This is a genomic window from Aeromicrobium sp., from assembly GCF_047607065.1.
In the GTDB taxonomy this organism is placed as follows: domain Bacteria; phylum Actinomycetota; class Actinomycetes; order Propionibacteriales; family Nocardioidaceae; genus Aeromicrobium.
Window position 1 is genome coordinate 48,530 of record NZ_JASGDU010000023.1, and the last position, 18,161, is coordinate 66,690.

The window sequence follows — 18,161 nt, forward strand, 5'->3', positions numbered from 1 at the left end:
CCAAGTTGTAACTCAGCCGCATGCACCCGTGGGCCGCTGGCCGATGTGCACCCTTCGAGGCTTCGGCCGCAAGCGGCCTACGCGCCTCAGGGACCGGGTCCCGCCTATCCGCGCATCCTCTCCACTGCCCGGCCGGGCGAGCCGCTCAATCGCCTGCGGGACCCGACTCCTTCTCGATGACCTGCTCGGCGACCTCCCGCATCGACATACGCAGGTCCATCGCAGACTTCTGAATCCAGCGGAACGCCTCGGATTCGCTGATACCGAAGGACTCCTGCAGCGCCGACTTAGCTCGTTCGACCGCCTTGCGCGTCTCCAGGCGCTCCTGGAGACCGTCGACCTCGGACTCCAGCGCCATCATCTCGGCGAACCTGCTGCGCGCGACCTCGATGGCCGGGGCGAGGTCGGACTTCTGGAAGGGCTTGACCAAATAGGCCATGGCCCCGGCGTCCCGTGCGCGTTCGACCAGTTCGCGCTGGCTGAAGGCGGTCAACAGCACCACCGGTGCCAGCCGCTGCTCGGAGATCCGGGTGGCGGCCTCGATGCCGTCGAGCTTGGGCATCTTGATGTCCATGAGAACCACGTCGGGCCGGTGCTCGCTCACCAGCGCGAGCGCCTGCTCGCCGTCGGAGGCCTGCGCGACGACCTCGTAGCCCTCCTCGGCGAGCATCTCGGCCAGGTCGAGCCGGATCAGCGCCTCGTCCTCGGCGATGACGATGCGCGTGGCAGGGGCCGGGCGTTGCTCGTGGGGGGTCACATGAGAAGGTTATCGAGCCTCAGGGCGAGCCGAGATGGCGGAATGGTAGACGCGATGGTCTCAAAAACCATTGTCCGAAAGGGCGTGCGGGTTCGAGTCCCGCTCTCGGCACACTTTTCGCGGTGACGATAAGGGCCTCGGGCTGGGGGTCCCTTCGAGGCTTCGGCCGCAGGCACCCTACGCACCTCAGGCACCGGGTCCGCGAGGATCCGACGGTTGATCGTCACCTCACGGCGCGGATCGGCTGGACCGCTGCGGCGGCGAGCAGCCCGGTGACCAGCACCAGCACGTACAGCGTCGGGTAGCCCCACAGGTTGATGACCACGCCGCCGAGGGCCGCAGCCAGCACGTACGGGAGGATGTTGGCGACCCCGATGATGCCCAGATCCTTACCCCGGTCGTGGGCGTCAGGCAAGACCTGGGTGATGAGCGCCTGATCGACCGCCGCGTACACGCCGTAGCCAGCACCGAGCACGATGGCACCCACTGCGGCGGCCGGCATGTTCGGGATGAAGGCCAGGATCAGGCCTGCGGCCCCTTGCAGCACCGACGAGATGACCACCATGCGTTTGCGGCGCATGGTGCGATCCGACAGCCGCCCGGCCGGGATCGCCGCGAGCGTGCCCGAGACCGCATAGAGCACCGTCAGGATGAGGACCGCCGTATCCGGATCGTCCACCTCGACGTAGTCCTTGAGATAAAAGAACAGGTACATCTGCGCCAGCGCGTTCGACAACTGGATGCCGAAGCGGCCGAGCCAGGCCCAGGTGAAGTCCGCGTGCCGCAACGGGGCGACGAGACTCCTGAGCACCTGGCCGAGACGCTGCGGCTCGGGCCGCTCACTCACCGGCAGCCGGACACTCTTAGCTCGCAGAGCGAACGGCAGCGCCATGAGCAGGCATAACGCCGCGACGACGCCGTACTGCACCCGCAAGTCGCCGGCGACGGCCACCGCAGCGGCGATCAGCAGCAGCGGGCCGAGGCACATCGCCATCGCGTAGAACGCCGAGACGTAGGCGCGCTGGTTGACCGGCACGTCGTCCGGGACGATGGCGAGGATCGCCGACCCGCCGCTGGCATAGCCCACGGCGACCACCGACCAGCAGGCGACGACCAGCCACGGCTCGTCGGCCCAGCCTTGGGCCATCGTGCCGAGCGCCATCACCATGACACCGCCGACGACCCACGGGTAGCGCCGGCCGCGGCGGTGCGTCGTCCGGTCCGAGACCACGCCGACCGTGATCGTCACGACGAAGGTGACCACGGCCGCCAGGCCCGTCGCCCAGGCCGTCAGCGCAACCTTCGCCGAGTCGCTGTCGGTGATCTGCTCGGCCTGCTCAGGCAACACAATCTGGGCCACCGCGTAGTAGGCACCGAACATGCCCATCATCACGAGGGTCCACGGGGTCAGCCACCGCCGGCCCACGGGAGCCGTCGGATCGCTCCAGAGTGGCGGCTGTGAGGTGTCGGTCATGTTCGGCTCGCTCTCGTCCGGCGCACGTGGTCGGCGAACCAGTCGTAGGAGGCACGCGGCGTGCGCTCTAGCGTCGCCGTGTCGACGTGGACCAGTCCGAACCGCTGACGATAGCCCTCGGCCCACTCGAAGTTATCCAGCAGCGACCACACGAAGTACCCGCGCACGTCCGCTCCGCTGCGGCGGGCAGCGTCCAACTCCTCAAGATGGGCGTGCAGGAACGCAATGCGGCGCTGGTCGTCGATACGCCCGTCGACCGCGGGGTCGTCGTAGGAGCATCCGTTCTCCGTGATGACGACCGGCGGCAGCGCCGCGCCGTACCGCTCCCGCAGCAGGTCCAGCAACTCGCCCAGTCCGTCTGCTTCGACCGCCCAGCCGAAGTCGGTGCGCTCCCCCGCATAGCCCGGCGGCACGTCGTGTACCTCGAAGGGCAGGCCGGCGGGCATGTCGATCCCGTTGACGTCACGCTCACGTCCAGTCGGCGCGCCGACGTATGCCGGGCTGTAGTAGTTGACGCCGTACCAGTCCAGCGGCGACGCGATGGCCCTCAGGTCGTCGTCCACCGGACCAGGCATGAGGTCGGCGAATCCGTCCGGATACGCGCCGGTGAGCAGCGGATCGGCGAACAGCCGGTTGTTGAGCAGGTCGTACAACTCGGCGGCCGACCGGTCCTCCTCGCGCTCGCCCACGGCCCGCACCGGCTCGTGACTCATGGCGATGCCCACCGACTCGGCCCCCGCCGCGCGCAGCGCCTGGAGCGCCCAGCCGTGGCCGAGAAGCAGGTGATGGGCCACCGGCAGCGCGTCGAACATCAGGCCGCGGCCCGGCGCATGGGTGCCGAGGGCGTACCCGAGCAGCGTCACCTCACGCGGCTCGTTGATCGTGATCCAGTGCGCCACGCGGTCGCCGAGCCGCTGCGCGACGAGGGCGGCATAGTCGGCGAAATGCCGTGCCGTATCGCGCGACAGCCAGCCGCCGTCCGCCTCCAGCGTGCTCGGCGTGTCCCAGTGGAAGAGCGTCGGCAACGGGGTGACGCCGCGCTGCAGCAGCCCGTCGACCAGGCGGTCGTAGAAGTCCAGGCCCGCCGTACTGACCGAACCGGTGCCGCCCGGCAGCACCCGCGGCCAGGCCACCGAGAAGCGGTAGGCGTCGACGCCCAGGCCCGCGATGAGGTCGAGGTCTTCGGCGAGCCGGTGGACGTGGTCGGTGGCGACCTGGGCATCCGAACCGTCGGCGATGGCCCCGTGCCTGCGGGCGAAGTCGTCCCATACGGAGTCTCCGCGCGGGGCATCCGGCGCGGTTCCCTCGATCTGGTGGGCCGAGGTGGACACGCCCCACCAGAACGAACCGGCCCGCGTCACCACGACCCGTTCAGCCCTCGGCGTCCTGATACGCGGGAACGACCCGGTTGATGGCGTCGCCCATGCGGTGAATCCGGACGGCATTGGTCGAGCCGGGGATGCCCGGAGGTGCCCCCGCGACGCACACGACCTCCTGGCCTTCGCTGCAGCGCGCGGCCTCCAGCAGCACCCGGTCGAGTTGCAGGACCATCTGGTCGGTGTGCTTGACCTCGGGCATGAGGAAGGTCTCGACGCCCCAGGTGAGCGCGAGCTGGTTGCGGGTGTGCGCATGCGGCGTGAACGCCAGCACCGGGATGTGCGAGCGGTACCGCGCCATCCGGCGGGCCGATCCGCCCTTGGTCGTGAAGGCGACGACGTACTCGGCGTCCACGGCCTCGGCGATCTGCTGGGCGGCCTTGCAGATGATGCCCGTGCGGGTGCGGGCCTGCCAGGTGTAGGCGGCCATGCGCGGCAGGCCGTGGTCCTCGGTCGACTCGATGATGCGCGCCATCGTGCGGACGGTGTGGATCGGGTACTCCCCCACGCTCGTCTCGCCCGACAGCATCACCGCGTCGGCCCCGTCGAGGACAGCGTTGGCGACATCGGAGGCCTCCGCGCGGGTGGGTCGCGGTGCCGAGATCATCGATTCGAGCATCTGCGTGGCGACGATGACCGGCTTGGCGTTGCGGCGGGCCTTCTCGACGATGAGCTTCTGGACGATGGGCACGTCCTCGAGCGGCAACTCCACGCCGAGGTCGCCGCGCGCGACCATGAATCCGTCGAAGGCGTCCATGATGTCGTCGAGCGCGTCGACGGCCTGCGGTTTTTCGATCTTGGCGATGATCGGCCGCGACACGCCCTCCTCGGCCATGATCCGCCGGACGTCCTCTGCGTCGCGGGCCGACCGCACGAAGGACAGCGCGATGAAGTCGACGCCCTCGCGCAAGGCCCACCGCAGGTCGTCGATGTCCTTGTCGCTCATGGCGGGGACGCTGACGGACACACCGGGCAGGTTGATGCCCTTGTTGTTGCTGACCGTGCCGGGCGTCTCGACGATGGTGGTGACGTCGGTGGCGCTGACCTCCAACGCCCGCAGCCGCACGCGCCCGTCGTCGACGAGGATCTCGTCGCCGGGGGACACATCGCCGGGCAGGCCCTTGTAGGTGGTCGAGCAACGCGCGACGTCGCCCTCGATGTCGTCGACCGTGATGGTGAACCGGTCGCCGAGCGCAAGGTCCACCGGACCGTCGGCGAACCGGCCGAGGCGGATCTTCGGCCCCTGCAGATCCGCGAGGACGGCGATGGCCTTACCGGTCTTCTCGGCCGCCGCGCGGACGTACTGGAGGTTAGCCAGGTGGTCGGCCTGGTCGCCGTGGCTCATGTTGAGGCGCGCGACGTCCATGCCCGCCTCGGCCAGTTGAAGGATCCGCTCGGCGGTGTTGACGGCCGGCCCGAGGGTACACACGATCTTGGCTCTACGCACACCGCGAGCCTAGCCCCCCGACCCCGGCCCGACGAGCCGCTACGCCAATGTCCGAGACATGGCATAAACTGCCATCCATTGCCCTCGCGCGCGAAAGGAGCCGTTCGCCATGCCGACACGCAATGTCGTCCTCAGCGACCACCAGCACGCGCTTGTGGACACTCTCGTCCGTTCTGGCCGCTATCAGAACGCCAGTGAGGTGCTCCGCGACGGACTGCGCTTGATCGAACGACAAGAGTGCCTGGAGGAGGCCAAACTCACAGCGCTCCACGCCGCCGTCGAACACGGGTGGGAGGACATCGCCCACGGACGGTTCATCGACGTTCGGGAGAACGAACTCGGTGACTTCATCGCTCGACTCGGAACCAGGGCCGCCAGCCTCGCCGACTCCGACACATGAGCGACTTCCGACTGTCGTCAGCGGCGGAGGACGGCATCGTCAACATCCTGCGCCAGTCACATGAGGTGTTCGGCGAGAGAGTCCGCCTCGCCTACGAGGCGCTGCTCACCACTTCCCTCCATGACGCCGCCCGACACCGTGACCAGCCTGACATCGCGATCCGTCGTCCCGAACTGGGCGACGACGTCTACGTATGGCATCTACGCCGCAGCCGCGATCGGTCTCCGGGAGGAGCAGTCAAACAGCCGCGTCACTTCGTCGTCTACAAGATCGAACGCGACACCATTCTGATCGGGCGCGTGCTCCACGACTCGATGGAACTGTCGCGCCATTTCGACGACACAGCATGGGAGTAGAACGACGGTCCCACAGGCAATGACTGCGGGAGCGTCGCCGATATCGGCTCTCAGACCGTCAGCGGGCGGGCGGTCGGCGGGATCGGCTTGGGCAGCGTCGTCGCGCCTTGCAGGTAGGCGTCGACTCCGGAGGCGGCGCCCCGGCCCTCGGCGATGGCCCACACGATGAGCGACTGACCGCGACCGCAGTCACCGGCCACGAACACGCCCGGCTCGCTCGACATGTAGTTCAGGTCGCGCTTGACGTTGCCGCGCTCGTCGAGTTCCAGGCCCAGTTGCGCCACGACGCCGTCGGTCTCCGGACCGGTGAAGCCCATCGCGAACAGCACCAACTGCGCGGGGATGACCCGCTCGGTGCCCTCGACCTCGGTGAACCGGCCATCGACCAACTCGACCTCGCTGATCCGCAAGCCCGCGACGTGGCCGTCTGCATCCCCCACGAACTCCTTGGTGGAGACCGAGTAGACGCGCTCGCCGCCCTCCTCGTGCGCCGAAGCCACCCGGTAGATCATCGGGTAGGTCGGCCACGGCTGATTCGCCGGACGGTCCTCACCGGGCTGCGGCATGATCTCCAGGCTCGTGATGCTCTTGGCACCCTGACGGATCGAGGTGCCGAGGCAGTCCGCGCCGGTGTCGCCGCCGCCGATGATGACGACGTCCTTGCCGGTCGCAAGGATCTGACCCTCGACTGTCTCGCCGACCGCGACCCGGTTGGCCTGCGGCAGGAACTCCATCGCCTGATGGATGCCGCTCAGCTCGCGGCCCGGAGCGGGCAGATCACGCCGGACGGTCGCCCCGGTGGCGATCACGATGGCGTCGTAACGCTCGCGCAACTGCGCGCCGGTGATCGTCTCGCCGACCGCAGTGCTGGTGCGGAAGACGGTGCCCTCGGCCTCCATCTGCTTCACCCGGCGGTCGACCTGAGCCTTCTCCATCTTGAACTCGGGGATGCCGTAGCGCAGCAGGCCGCCCGGCTTGTCGTCGCGCTCGTACACGACCACCGTGTGCCCGGCGCGGGTCAACTGCTGCGCCGTGGCCAGGCCCGCCGGACCCGAACCGATCACCGCGACGGTCTTGTCGGTCAGCACCTCCGGCGGCTGCGGGCGGACGTTGCCCGCCTCCCACGCCTTGTCGATGATCGAGACCTCGACGTTCTTGATGGTCACCGGGTCGCGGTTGATGCCGACGACACAGGCCGTCTCACACGGCGCGGGGCACAGCCGCCCGGTGAACTCCGGGAAGTTGTTCGTACGGTGCAGCCGGTCGATGGCCACGTCCCAGTCATCGCGCCACACCAGGTCGTTCCACTCGGGGATGAGGTTGCCGAGCGGGCAGCCCTGGTGGCAGAACGGGATGCCGCAGTCCATGCAGCGTCCGGCCTGCTCGGTGATGATCGGCAGCAGCGCCTTGCCGGGTCCACCGGGGTAGACCTCGTTCCAGTCGCCGACCCGCTCCTCGACGGGGCGACGGGGCGCGACTTCGCGGGGGGTCGTGATGAATCCACGGGGATCAGCCATGAGCGGCCACCTCCATCATGCGAGCAGTGGTCTGTTCTTCGGAAAGCCCCTCGGCCTGGGCGGCGGCCCGCGCCTGGAGCACCTTGCGGTAGTTGACCGGCATGATCTCGGTGAAGCGCGCCAGCGCGGCCGGCCAGTCGGCCAACAGATCCTCGGCCACCGTCGAACCGGTCTCCTCGGCATGCTTGCGCAGCAGGTCGCGCAACTCCTCGACGTGTTCCTCGGCCACCGCACGGGTCTCGACCATCTCGCGGTTGACCAGCGACTCGTCCAGGTCCAGGACCCAGGCGGTGCCGCCGCTCATGCCTGCGGCGATGTTGCGGCCGGTCGCTCCGAGGATGACCACCCGGCCGCCGGTCATGTATTCCAGCGCGTGATCGCCCACGCCCTCGACGACGGCCCGCGCGCCGGAGTTGCGCACGCAGAAACGCTCGCCGACCTTGCCGCGCAGGAAGATCTCGCCACCGGTCGCACCGAAGCCGATCACGTTGCCGGCGACGATGTTCTCCTCGGGCACGAAGCGCGCGTCGCGGGCGGGCCGGACGATGATCCGGCCGCCGGACAGGCCCTTGCCGACGTAGTCGTTGCCGTCGCCTTCCAGCCGCAGCGTGATGCCGCGAGGAACAAAGGCTCCGAAAGACTGCCCGGCCGCGCCGACGAAGGTGATGTCGATGGTGTCGTCGGGCAGCCCCGCGCCGCGGTAGCGCTTGGTCACCTCGTGGCCGAGCAGCGTGCCGACCGTGCGGTTGACGTTGCGGATCTCTACCTGCGCGCGCACCGGCTCGCCCCGTTCCAGGGCGTCGCCGCTGAGCGCGATGAGTTCGACGTCGAGCGCCTTGTCGAGGCCGTGGTCCTGCGTGGTGACGCAGTGCCGCGCGGCCCCCTCGGGCAACTCTGGCACGTGGAAGATCGGCGACAGGTCCAGGCCCGAAGCCTTCCAGTGGTCGATGGCCGGCCGCGCGTCGAGCACCTCGGCGTGGCCGACCGCCTCCTCGACGGAACGGAAGCCCAGCTCGGCGAGGATCTCGCGCACCTCTTGAGCGATGAACTCGAAGAAGTTCACGACGTACTCGGCCTTGCCGGAGTACTTCTCGCGCAGTTGCGCGTTCTGCGTGGCCACGCCGACCGGGCAGGTGTCGAGGTGGCAGACGCGCATCATGATGCAGCCGCTGACCACGAGCGGGGCCGTCGCGAAACCGAACTCCTCGGCACCGAGCAGCGCCGCGATGACGACGTCCCGGCCGGTCTTGAGCTGGCCGTCGGCCTGCACGACCACGCGGTCGCGCAGCTTGTTGAGCAGCAGCGTCTGCTGGGTCTCGGCCAGACCCAACTCCCACGGGCCGCCGGCGTGCTTGAGCGAGGTGAGCGGCGAGGCCCCCGTGCCGCCGTCGTGGCCGGAGATCAGCACGACGTCGGCCTTGGCCTTCGACACGCCCGCCGCGACCGTGCCCACGCCGACCTCGGAGACGAGCTTGACGTGAATGCGCGCCTGCGGGTTGGCGTTCTTCAGATCATGGATGAGCTGCTTGAGGTCCTCGATCGAGTAGATGTCGTGGTGCGGCGGCGGGCTGATGAGGCCGACGCCGGGCGTCGAGTGCCGCGTCCTGGCGACCCACGGGTACACCTTCGGACCGGGCAGCTGGCCGCCTTCGCCGGGCTTGGCACCCTGGGCCATCTTGATCTGGATGTCGTCGGCGTTGGTCAGGTACTCGCTGGTCACGCCGAAACGGCCGGACGCGACCTGCTTGATCGCCGAGCGGCGCTCGGGGTCGTAGAGACGTTCGGGATCCTCGCCGCCCTCACCGGTGTTCGACTTCGCGCCGAGACGGTTCATCGCGATGGCGAGCGTCTCGTGCGCCTCGGCGCTGATCGAGCCGTAACTCATCGCTCCGGTGGAGAAGCGCTTGACGATCTCGGAGACCGGCTCGACCTCGTCGATCGGCACCGGCCCGCGGTCGCTCTTGAACTGGAACAGGCCGCGCAGGGTCATCAGCTTCTCGGACTGGTCGTCCACGGCCTGCGTGTACTGCTTGAAGATGTCGTAGCGGCCGGTGCGGGTGGAGTGCTGGAGGCGGAAGACCGTCTCGGGGTTGAACAGGTGCTCCGGCCCCTCCCGGCGCCACTGGTACTCGCCGCCGATCTCCAGCTCCCGGGTTGCGCCGACGATGCCGCTGACCGGGTAGGCCAGGTCGTGACGGCTGCGCACCTCGGCGTGCAGCACGTCGAGGCCGACACCGCCGAGCTTGGTGGAGGTGCCGGTGAAGTACCGGTCGACGATCTCGGCCGACAGGCCGACGCACTCGAAGATCTGCGCACCCGTGTAGGAGGCGACGGTCGAGACGCCGATCTTGCTCATCACCTTGAGCACGCCCTTGCCGAGGCCGTAGGCGACGTTGCGCGCGGCCTTGCCCGGCTCGACACCCTCGACATAGACGCCCTGGCGGGCCAGATCCTCGGCGGTCTCCAGCGCGAGGTACGGGTTGACCGCAGTCGCGCCGTAGCCGATGAGCAGTGCCACGTGATGCACCTCGCGCACGTCACCGGCCTCGACGATGAGACCGGCCTGGGTGCGCAACTTCTCGCGGACGAGGTGGTGATGCACCGCCGCAGTGAGCAGCAGCGTCGGGATCGGAGCCAGTTCGATGGTGGTGTGCCGGTCCGACAGCACGATGATCCGCGCGCCGCGGTTCGTGATGGCGTCGGCGACGTCGGCGCAGATCTCGTCGATCTTGGCCTCCATCGCCTCCGCGCCGCCGGCGACGTCGTACAGGCCGCGCACCACGTGGACACTGAAGCCCGGCATGTCGCCGTCGCGGTTCATGTGCCGGATCTTGGCGAGTTCGTCGTTATCGATCACCGGGAACGGCAGTTGCAGCATGCGACAGGACGCCGGCGACGGGTCGAGCAGGTTCTGCTCGGGGCCGATGGTGCTCTGCAGCGAGGTGACGACCTCTTCACGGATGGCGTCCAGCGGCGGGTTGGTGACCTGCGCGAACAACTGGCTGAAGTAGTCGAAGATCATGCGCGGGCGGTCCGAGATCGCCGCGATGGGCGTGTCGGTGCCCATCGAGCCGATGGCCTCCGCGCCGGTGCGCGCCATCGGGGCGATGAGCTTGCGCACCTCCTCGGCGGTGTAGCCGAAAACCTGCTGGCGGCGGGTCACCGAGGCGTGCGTGTGGACGATGTGCTCCAGGTCGGGCAGATCCTCGAAGCGGACCAGGCCGGAGTACAGCCACTCGTCGTAGGGGTGCTCGGCGGCCAGGCGGCCCTTGATCTCGTCGTCTTCGATGACGCGATGCTCGGCCAGGTCGAGCAGGAACATCTTGCCCGGCTCCAGACGGCCCTTGCGCACGATGCTCTTCGGGTCGAGGTCGAGCACGCCGGCCTCGGAGGCCAGCACCACCAGGCCGTCGTCGGTGATCCAGAAGCGGCCGGGGCGCAAGCCGTTACGGTCCAGGACCGCGCCGATCTGCGTGCCGTCGGTGAAGCAGACGCAGGCCGGGCCGTCCCAGGCCTCCATGATCGAGGAGTGGAACTCGTAGAACGCCCGGCGGGCCGGGTCCATGACGGTGTCGTTCTCCCACGCCTCGGGGATCATCATCATCACCGCGTGCGGCAGGGAGCGCCCGCCCAGGTGCAGTAGTTCGAGCACCTCGTCGAGCGAGGCGGTGTCGCTGCCCTCGGGGTCGCAGATCGGGAACAGCCGCGACAGGTCGCCGGGGATCTTGTCGCTGGCCAGCAGCGCCTCGCGCGCCCGCATCCAGTTGCGGTTGCCGCGGGCGGTGTTGATCTCGCCGTTGTGCGCGACGAAGCGGAACGGGTGGGCGAGCGGCCAGCTCGGGAAGGTGTTGGTCGAGAAGCGGCTGTGCACGATGGCCAGCGCCGACTCGATCCGCTCGTCGAGCAGGTCGGGGTAGAAGGCGTCGAGCTGCTCGGTCGTGAGCATGCCCTTGTAGACGAAGGTGCGTGCCGACAGCGACGGGAAGTAGACCTGCACTTCGTGCTCGGCGCGCTTGCGCAGGCCGTAGGCGTGCCGGTCGAGGTCCAGGCCCGTCAGGGAGCCGTCGGGCGAGGTGACGAAGAGCGTCGAGAAACTCGGCATCGCGCCGCGCGCCATCGACCCGAGGATCGACGGGTCGACCGGCACCTCGCGCCAGCCCAGGACGACGAGGTTCTCCTCGGCCGCGATCGCCTCGATGCGCTCCTTGGCCTCGCCGGCCGCGCCCGCCTCGGCGGGCAGGTAGGCGATGCCGGCGGCGTAGTGGCCGGCCTCGGGAAGCGCGAAGTCCGCGACGCCGCGCAGGAAACGGTCCGGGACCTGCAGCAGGATGCCCGCGCCGTCACCGGTGTCCGGTTCGCCGCCCACGGCACCGCGATGGTCGAGGTTGCGCAACGCCGTCAGCCCCTTGGCGACGATGTCGTGGCTCGCCTCACCGGTCAGGGTCGCCACGAAGGCGACACCGCAGGCGTCGTGCTCGTTGGCCGGGTCGTACAGGCCCTGGGCCGCAGGCAGGCTGGAGAACAGAGTGCTCACAGGTTTCCCTTCAGCGTCGTCAACAACAACTCTTCCGAGGACGACGTTGGCCGCGGCAGCGTTCCATCATCGCACGGAGCGGAGTTTCTCTACGAGTCAGGCTTACCTCACCCGGCGGCCCCCTCCCGCCGGTCAGAGGGTGTAGCGCGCGAGTTCGTGGGCGAGCTGGTCGCTCACGTGAGCGATAACGTGCGTGCCGTCCGGCTCATGGCTCAGCGACTCGATGTCACCGGTCGCATGGATCTGGTGCATCAGGTCGCCGCGGTCATACGGGAGCACCGCCGCGATCCGTACCTCCGGGCGCGGCAGGTCGGCCTCGATGGCCGCGAGCAGTTCCTCGATGCCCTCGCCCGTGCGCGCACTGACGACGACCGCGTGCGGCTCGCGCGCCAACAGCCCCGACAGCACGAGAGGGTCGGCCGCGTCGGCCTTGTTGACCACGACGATCTCGGGCACCTCGAGGGCTTCGATGTCGGCGAACACCTCGCGCACGGCGGCCAGCTGACCGGCCGGGGCGGGGTGGGAGCCGTCCACGACGTGCAGCACGAGATCGGACTCGGCCACCTCCTCCAGCGTCGAGCGGAACGCCTCGACCAACTGGTGCGGCAGGTGGCGGACGAAACCGACGGTGTCCGAGAGCGTGTACACCCGGCCGTCGGAGGTCTCGGTGCGCCGCGTCGTCGGATCGAGCGTGGCGAACAGGGCGTCCTCGACGAGGACCCCGGCTCCCGTGAGCCGGTTCAGCAGGCTCGACTTACCCGCGTTGGTGTAGCCGGCGATGGCCACCGACGGGACGGCATTGCGCCGCCGGTTGGCCTTCTTCGTGTCACGGGTCGTGCGCAGGTGGGCCAGCTCGCGCCGCAGTTTCGCCATCTTCGCCTGAATGCGCCTGCGGTCCGTCTCGAGCTTGGTCTCGCCGGGACCGCGCCCGCCGATGCCCTCGCCGCCAGCGGCGCGGCCGCCGGCCTGACGCGACAGGTTGCCGCCCCAGCCGCGCAGGCGCTGGGTCTGGTACTGCAACTGAGCCAGTTCGACCTGCGCCTTGCCCTCGGCGCTCTTGGCGTGCTGGGCGAAGATGTCGAGGATCAGCGCCACCCGGTCCACCACCTTGACCTTCGTGCGGTCCTCCAGGTTGCGCAACTGGCTCGGCGCGAGTTCGCCGTCGCAGATGATCGTGTCGGCACCCGTGGCCCGCACGACCTCGGCCAGTTCCTCGACCTTGCCCCGGCCGATGAAGGTCGCCGGATCGGGCCGGGTGCGCCGCTGGATCATCGCGTCGAGGATCTCCGATCCCGCTGTCTCGGCCAGGAGCTTCAGCTCGGCCAGTGAGTTCTCGGCGTCCTCGGCGGTGCCCTCGGTCCACACGCCGACGAGCACGACGCGCTCCAGGCGCAGCTGGCGGTACTCGACCTCGGTGATGTCGTCGAGTTCGGTGCGCAGCCCCGCGACCCGGCGCAGCGCCTGGCGTTCAGCCAACTGCAGGTCGACGGCGGCGTCGGCGTCGGTGTCGCTCACGCGATCCACTCCATCTCGCCGCGTGCCACGATCACGGCGGGGCCTTCCAAAATGAGGTGGTCGTCGGCGGTCCATTCGACCTGCACCGTGCCGCCGGGTACGTCGACCCGGTAGCGAACCGGCGCATCGGGCGTCGGGCGCACCTCGTCGGCGAGCGCGGTGGCCAGGCCGACCGCGCAGGCACCGGTGCCGCACGAGCGGGTCTCGCCCGACCCGCGCTCGTGGACGCGCATGCCGACGTGACGCTCGCCGCGACGTTCGACGAACTCGACGTTGACCCCCTCGGGGTAGACCGTGCGGTCGAAGCCGGGTGCCTCGGTGAGCGGCCCTGCCTCGTCAACGGAACCCACGAAGACGACCGCGTGCGGATTTCCGGTGTGGACCTCGCGGGCGGGCCAGCGGTGGCCGGGAACCGACACGTCGGAGTGCTCGCCCACGACGAACGTCCCCATGTCGACCCGAAGCCGGTCGCCGGCCTCCTCGATCACCTTCACGCCGTCACGGGTGGCGACGGGAATCGGCGCGGAGGCATCGACCAGCCCTTCGTCGATCAGGTGCCGGACGAAGACCCGGATGCCGTTGCCGCACATCTCGCTGAGCGAGCCGTCAGCATTGCGGTAGTCCATGAACCATTCGGCCTCACCGGCATCGGTGATGCCCGCCGCGTCGGCCCGGATGACGCGCATGACGCCGTCGGCGCCGATCCCCCGCCGCCGATGGCACAGCACCGCCACGAAGCCCGGGTCGAGGTCGCCGTGTACCCGGCCGTCGTGGTCGGGCAGCAGCACGAAGTCGTTCTCCGTGCCGTGCCCCTTGAGCCAGGTGAAAGTCATGCGGCAAGTCTAGGGAAGTGCTGATTTTATCGGTCGATACCGCTCATTGTCCCCCGCAAGCGGGAGGTGCCCCCAGTGCGTAGCGAGGAACGAGCGGAGCCTCGAAATACGCTACGGTTCGAGTCCCTTCGCCCTTCGAGGCTCGTCGCAAGCTCCTCGCACCTCAGGGACCGGCCACGGCACAGAACCCGAAGAGATCAGCACTTCCCCCAGGAGGTTCCGGCTGCGGGGATGCTGGTTGATACGCCCGAGCAGGGTTCCGCGATCACCGCGAGCGCGCGGCCCGTGAGGTCGGGGGCGTCATGGTCGAGCCAGACGATCCTCGGGTCCTTGCCGAACAGGCGCATCTGCCGGCGGGCGAACTGTTGCGTAGTCGAGATCGTCTGCGCCTTCGCCTCGTCCTCGGTGAGCCGGCCGGCCAGGAAGTCGAGCACCTGGGCGTAACCGAGGGCCCGCGATGCCGTGGGTGCCTCGGCCAGCCCCCGGCCCGCCAGCGCGCGTACCTCGTCGACGAAACCCGCCTGCCACATGGCCTCGACGCGCGTCGCGAGCCGGGTATCCAATCTCTCGCGGTCGACGCGCAGGCCGATCATCGCAACGGGGCCGACCACCGACTCGTGCGGCGGCATCGTCGCGCGAAACGGCCTGCCGGTCAGCTCGATAACCTCCAGGGCGCGTACGATCCGCCGTCCGTTCGAGGGCAGGATGTGGCCGGCCGCCTCGGGGTCGCGGGCCGCCAGCTCGGCGTGCAGCGCCTCGGTGCCGATCTCCTCCAGACGGGCCGCCCATCGGGCGCGCACCTGCGGCTCCGTGCCGGGGAAGTCCAGGTCGTCGATGACCGCGCGGACGTACAGAGAGGAACCGCCCACCACCACGGGCACCACGCCACGGGCACGGCAATCGGTTAGCGCCGCACGCGCGTCCGCCTGGAACTGCGCCACCGAAGCGGTCTGGCCGAGGTCGAGCACGTCGATCAGGTGGTGCGCCACGCCCCGCCGGTCGGCCTCGGGCGTCTTCGCGGTGCCGATGTCCATGCCGCGATAGATCTGGTAGGCGTCGGTGCTGACGATCTCCCCACCGAGACGCTCCGCCACCGCGACGGCGAGGTCGGACTTGCCCACCCCCGTCGGGCCTACGATGACCACGAGACGATCACCGGCTGCCATAAGCCACATTCTCGCATTAGGCTCGACCTCACTGCCCACACTAGGAGGACATATGAGCCTGTTCGACAAGCTGAAGAAGAGCACCCCCGAGGTCAAGGAGAAGGTCTCCGACCTCGCCGCCGAGCACGGCGACAAGATCGATGACGCCATCGACAAGGCGGCCGATCTGGCCGACAAGGCGACCGGCGGCAAGCACACCGACAAGATCGAGGGTGTTGCCGACAAGGCCAAGGACGCCGCCGGCAAGCTCGCCGGCGACAGCGAGTAAGAGGTTCCGCCTCCGGTCCCTGAGGTGCGAGCTTGCGAGCCTCGAAGGGACCCCCACCATCGCAGGGTTCGCCCTTCGAGGCCCCTCCTTCGTCGGGGCACCTCAGGATCCGGCTCGCTCGTTCCTCGCGGTCCCTGGGGTGTGCCGAGGCACGTCAGTCCTCGTCGCATCCCAGGGACCGCAGGCTATCGCGATCCCTGGGGTGTGACGACCCTCGGGACGCTTCACCCCGCGCTCGCCGACTGCGTGCCACGATGGAGCGGTGACCGACCCCCTGCCCCCGTATCCGCCGCGCGAAGACGCCTGGAGGTTCCCCCCTCCCCCGGTCTCGCCGCGCTGGCTCTGGGTGGCCATCGGAGCCGTCGTCACGACCGCCGTCACCCTCATCGCGCTCGTGGTGACACTCGTGACGATCTCCCTGCGAGACCTGCCCGCCTCGGTCGACGACTTCGAGTTGGTCGACGCCATCTCCGAGGGCTGCGATGCGCTGTACGACGGGGTCGAGTCCGTCGAGGTCAACAGCATCGGCATCGACCGCATCGACCGGCTGGAGCACCAGAACTCCGTCCTGCAGCAGGTGCTCGCCGACTGGCTGGCGCTCGACTCGGACCTGCGGGCCTCCGACGAGCCGTTCGACGAGTGGCTGGGCGACTGGCAGCTCCTCCTCGACGCACGCACCGCCTACATCGAGGAACTGCGGGGCAATCCGAGCGCCACCTTCGCCGAGCCGAAGGACGGCGACACCGTGATCGCCGAGCGCATGGACCGGGTCTCCACCGGATGCCTCGTGCCCGACTCGCTCCTGCACCCCGACAAGGGCATCGTCGCCCCGGCCTGAGGCATCGCCGAGGGACCTCTACGAGACTGCGGAGCAGGACGGTGCCGGGGGCAGCGGTGCCGGAACACCGATCAACGGCATCCCCAAACCGACGCTGCCAGGACGCACCTCGGTCCGGCCCTGGCGCGCCTCCCAGGCATCACCGGCGGCCGTGCGGCGCACCGACAGCGGCTCGGCGTCGCTGACCAGATGGTGTGGTGCGGCCTGCGTGACTTCGACCTCCACGACGTCGCCGGGGCGGACAGCCGCACCATGCGCGACACTCTGCCCCCGTTCGCCTGTGACAAAGTGGACGAGCCGATTGTCGCGGGCGCGGCCGGTCAGTCGCTCGGTCGTGTGGTCCTTCTTGCCGCTACTGTCGGAGACCAGCAGCTCAACCCGGCGACCGACGAGCGCGCGGTTCTCCGCCCAGGCGATGTCCTCCACTTCGGCGACGAGCCGCTGATAGCGGTCCTTGACGACGTCCGGCGGAATCTGATCGTCCAGGTCGGCCGCCGGCGTACCGGGGCGAGGCGAGTACTGGAAGGTGAAAGCGCTGCTGAACCGAGCCGCGCGCACGACCTCGAGGGTCTGCTCGAAGTCGGCTTCGGTCTCCCCGGGGAAGCCGACGATGATGTCGGTGGTGATGGCCGCCTCCGGCATCGCGGCGCGCACCCGGTCGATGATGCCGAGGTACTTCTCCCGGCGGTAGGAGCGGCGCATGCGCTTGAGCACGTCGTCGGAGCCGGACTGCAGGGGCATGTGCAACTGCGGCATGACGTTGGGCGTCTCGGCCATCGCGGCGATGACGTCGTCGGTGAAGTCCTTGGGATGCGGGCTGGTGAAACGCACCCGCTCCAGGCCCTCGATCTGCCCGCAGGCACGCAGCAGCTTGCCGAACGCCTGCCGGTCGCCGAACTCGACACCGTAGGAGTTGACGTTCTGACCCAGCAGGGTCACCTCGACCACGCCGTCGGCGACCAGCGCCTCGATCTCGGCGAGGATGTCGCCGGGGCGTCGGTCCTTCTCCTTGCCGCGCAGGCTGGGGACGATGCAGAAGGTGCAGGTGTTGTTGCAGCCGACGCTGATCGAGACCCACGCGGCGAACACCGAGTCGCGTTTAGTCGGCAGCGTCGACGGGAAGGTCTCCAGCGATTCGAGGATCTCGACCTGGGCCTCGGACTGGACGCGGGCGCGTTCGAGCAGCACCGGCAGCGAGCCGACGTTGTGGGTGCCGAAGACGACGTCGACCCACGGCGCGCGGTCGGTGATCGTGGCGCGGTCCTTCTGGGCCAGGCAACCGCCGACGGCGATCTGCATGCCGGGGTGCTCGGCCTTGAGTTTGGCGACGTGACCGAGGTTGCCGTAGAGCTTGTTGTCGGCGTTCTCGCGCACCGCACAGGTGTTGAAGACGACGAGATCCGGCGTGGCTGCGCTGGCTGGATCGGCGGGGCAGTAGCCGGCCGTCTCCAGCAGGCCGCTGATCCGCTCCGAATCGTGCACGTTCATCTGGCACCCGTAGGTGCGCACTTCGTACGTCTTGGTCATAGCCGCCTCAGGATACGGTCCTTGCTCCCGCCCGACCGCCCTGCCTTAGGGAGGCGCTGATTTATTCGGGTTACGTACCGCCGGCCGGTCATTGAGGTGCGTCCTTCGAGGCCGCTCGTTCCTCACGGGTCCTGAGGTACGAGAAGCGGTCCC

General features: G+C 69.1%; 14 protein-coding genes and 1 tRNA gene. 5 read left to right on the top strand and 10 right to left on the bottom strand.

Features of this window, described 5'->3' with window-relative positions:
• Positions 1-145: 145 nt before the first annotated feature.
• Positions 146-757, bottom strand: a complete 612-nt coding sequence (locus QM597_RS03315; protein ID WP_415003450.1) for an ANTAR domain-containing response regulator — start codon at positions 755-757, stop codon at positions 146-148.
• 28 nt (positions 758-785) lie between these two features.
• On the opposite strand from QM597_RS03315, the gene QM597_RS03320 reads away from it, so the two are divergent.
• Positions 786-868: transfer RNA gene (locus tag QM597_RS03320), tRNA-Leu, on the top strand.
• Between the two features lie 112 nt (positions 869-980).
• Here the strand turns inward: QM597_RS03320 and QM597_RS03325 are convergent.
• From QM597_RS03325 to pyk, 3 genes are read right to left on the bottom strand one after another with little or no spacing between them, the layout of a single operon-like run.
• Positions 981-2,231 carry an MFS transporter gene (locus QM597_RS03325; RefSeq protein WP_415003451.1) on the bottom strand — a complete coding sequence of 417 codons (1,251 nt, stop codon included), beginning with the start codon at positions 2,229-2,231 and terminating at the stop codon, positions 981-983.
• Positions 2,228-3,592 (bottom strand): GH1 family beta-glucosidase, encoded by a 1,365-nt coding sequence (locus QM597_RS03330; protein WP_415003452.1) that lies wholly within the window; start codon positions 3,590-3,592, stop codon positions 2,228-2,230. Before QM597_RS03330 ends, QM597_RS03325 begins: the two co-directional genes overlap by 4 nt.
• A gap of 10 nt (positions 3,593-3,602) precedes the next feature.
• Positions 3,603-5,054 (bottom strand): pyruvate kinase, encoded by a 1,452-nt coding sequence (gene pyk / locus QM597_RS03335; RefSeq protein WP_415003453.1) that lies wholly within the window; start codon positions 5,052-5,054, stop codon positions 3,603-3,605.
• A gap of 109 nt (positions 5,055-5,163) precedes the next feature.
• Here pyk and QM597_RS03340 point away from each other — a divergent pair, with 109 nt between their 5' ends.
• Both QM597_RS03340 and QM597_RS03345 read left to right on the top strand, forming a co-directional pair.
• On the top strand, positions 5,164-5,454 hold the full coding sequence (locus tag QM597_RS03340; RefSeq protein ID WP_415003454.1) for a type II toxin-antitoxin system ParD family antitoxin: 291 nt from the start codon (positions 5,164-5,166) through the stop codon (positions 5,452-5,454).
• On the top strand, positions 5,451-5,810 hold the full coding sequence (locus QM597_RS03345) for a type II toxin-antitoxin system RelE/ParE family toxin (protein WP_415003455.1): 360 nt from the start codon (positions 5,451-5,453) through the stop codon (positions 5,808-5,810). The genes QM597_RS03340 and QM597_RS03345 overlap by 4 nt, the downstream gene beginning before the upstream one ends.
• Before the next feature lie 50 nt (positions 5,811-5,860).
• On the opposite strand, the gene QM597_RS03350 is transcribed toward QM597_RS03345, so the two are convergent.
• The 5 genes from QM597_RS03350 to miaA all read right to left on the bottom strand — a co-directional run bounded on the left by QM597_RS03350 (position 5,861) and on the right by miaA (position 15,375).
• Positions 5,861-7,327 carry a glutamate synthase subunit beta gene (locus tag QM597_RS03350; RefSeq protein ID WP_415003456.1) on the bottom strand — a complete coding sequence of 489 codons (1,467 nt, stop codon included), beginning with the start codon at positions 7,325-7,327 and terminating at the stop codon, positions 5,861-5,863.
• Positions 7,320-11,861, bottom strand: coding sequence for a glutamate synthase large subunit (gene gltB, locus QM597_RS03355; protein WP_415003457.1), 4,542 nt, complete (start codon positions 11,859-11,861; stop codon positions 7,320-7,322). Before gltB ends, QM597_RS03350 begins: the two co-directional genes overlap by 8 nt.
• A gap of 132 nt (positions 11,862-11,993) precedes the next feature.
• Entirely contained in the window at positions 11,994-13,451 is a 1,458-nt protein-coding gene (gene hflX, locus QM597_RS03360) for a GTPase HflX (protein WP_415003458.1), read from the bottom strand.
• A complete protein-coding gene (gene dapF / locus QM597_RS03365) occupies positions 13,373-14,209 on the bottom strand; it encodes a diaminopimelate epimerase (protein WP_415003459.1) in 837 nt (278 codons plus the stop codon). Before dapF ends, hflX begins: the two co-directional genes overlap by 79 nt.
• 197 nt (positions 14,210-14,406) lie before the next feature.
• On the bottom strand, positions 14,407-15,375 hold the full coding sequence (gene miaA, locus QM597_RS03370; protein ID WP_415003460.1) for a tRNA (adenosine(37)-N6)-dimethylallyltransferase MiaA: 969 nt from the start codon (positions 15,373-15,375) through the stop codon (positions 14,407-14,409).
• A gap of 52 nt (positions 15,376-15,427) precedes the next feature.
• Between miaA and QM597_RS03375 the strand changes: the two genes are divergently transcribed.
• Together QM597_RS03375 and QM597_RS03380 are read left to right on the top strand one after the other, a co-directional pair.
• Positions 15,428-15,643: an antitoxin gene (locus tag QM597_RS03375; RefSeq protein ID WP_415003461.1), complete on the top strand. Its 216-nt coding sequence runs from the start codon at positions 15,428-15,430 to the stop codon at positions 15,641-15,643.
• A 262-nt stretch (positions 15,644-15,905) separates the two neighbouring features.
• Positions 15,906-16,481 (top strand): hypothetical protein, encoded by a 576-nt coding sequence (locus QM597_RS03380; protein WP_415003462.1) that lies wholly within the window; start codon positions 15,906-15,908, stop codon positions 16,479-16,481.
• Positions 16,482-16,499: 18 nt separating this feature from the next.
• Here QM597_RS03380 and miaB read toward each other — a convergent pair whose 3' ends face one another.
• A complete protein-coding gene (gene miaB / locus QM597_RS03385) occupies positions 16,500-18,008 on the bottom strand; it encodes a tRNA (N6-isopentenyl adenosine(37)-C2)-methylthiotransferase MiaB (RefSeq protein WP_415003463.1) in 1,509 nt (502 codons plus the stop codon).
• Positions 18,009-18,161: the final 153 nt, after the last annotated feature.

Coding starts and splice junctions, on each gene's coding strand:
- QM597_RS03325 (WP_415003451.1), bottom strand. CDS start 2,231: ATGACCGACACCTCACAGCCGCCACTCTGGAGCGATCCGACGGCTCCC.
- QM597_RS03340 (WP_415003454.1), top strand. CDS start 5,164: ATGCCGACACGCAATGTCGTCCTCAGCGACCACCAGCACGCGCTTGTG.
- QM597_RS03345 (WP_415003455.1), top strand. CDS start 5,451: ATGAGCGACTTCCGACTGTCGTCAGCGGCGGAGGACGGCATCGTCAAC.
- QM597_RS03350 (WP_415003456.1), bottom strand. CDS start 7,327: ATGGCTGATCCCCGTGGATTCATCACGACCCCCCGCGAAGTCGCGCCC.
- hflX (WP_415003458.1), bottom strand. CDS start 13,451: ATGGACCGCCGACGACCACCTCATTTTGGAAGGCCCCGCCGTGATCGT.
- dapF (WP_415003459.1), bottom strand. CDS start 14,209: ATGACTTTCACCTGGCTCAAGGGGCACGGCACGGAGAACGACTTCGTG.
- miaA (WP_415003460.1), bottom strand. CDS start 15,375: ATGGCAGCCGGTGATCGTCTCGTGGTCATCGTAGGCCCGACGGGGGTG.
- QM597_RS03375 (WP_415003461.1), top strand. CDS start 15,428: ATGAGCCTGTTCGACAAGCTGAAGAAGAGCACCCCCGAGGTCAAGGAG.
- miaB (WP_415003463.1), bottom strand. CDS start 18,008: ATGACCAAGACGTACGAAGTGCGCACCTACGGGTGCCAGATGAACGTG.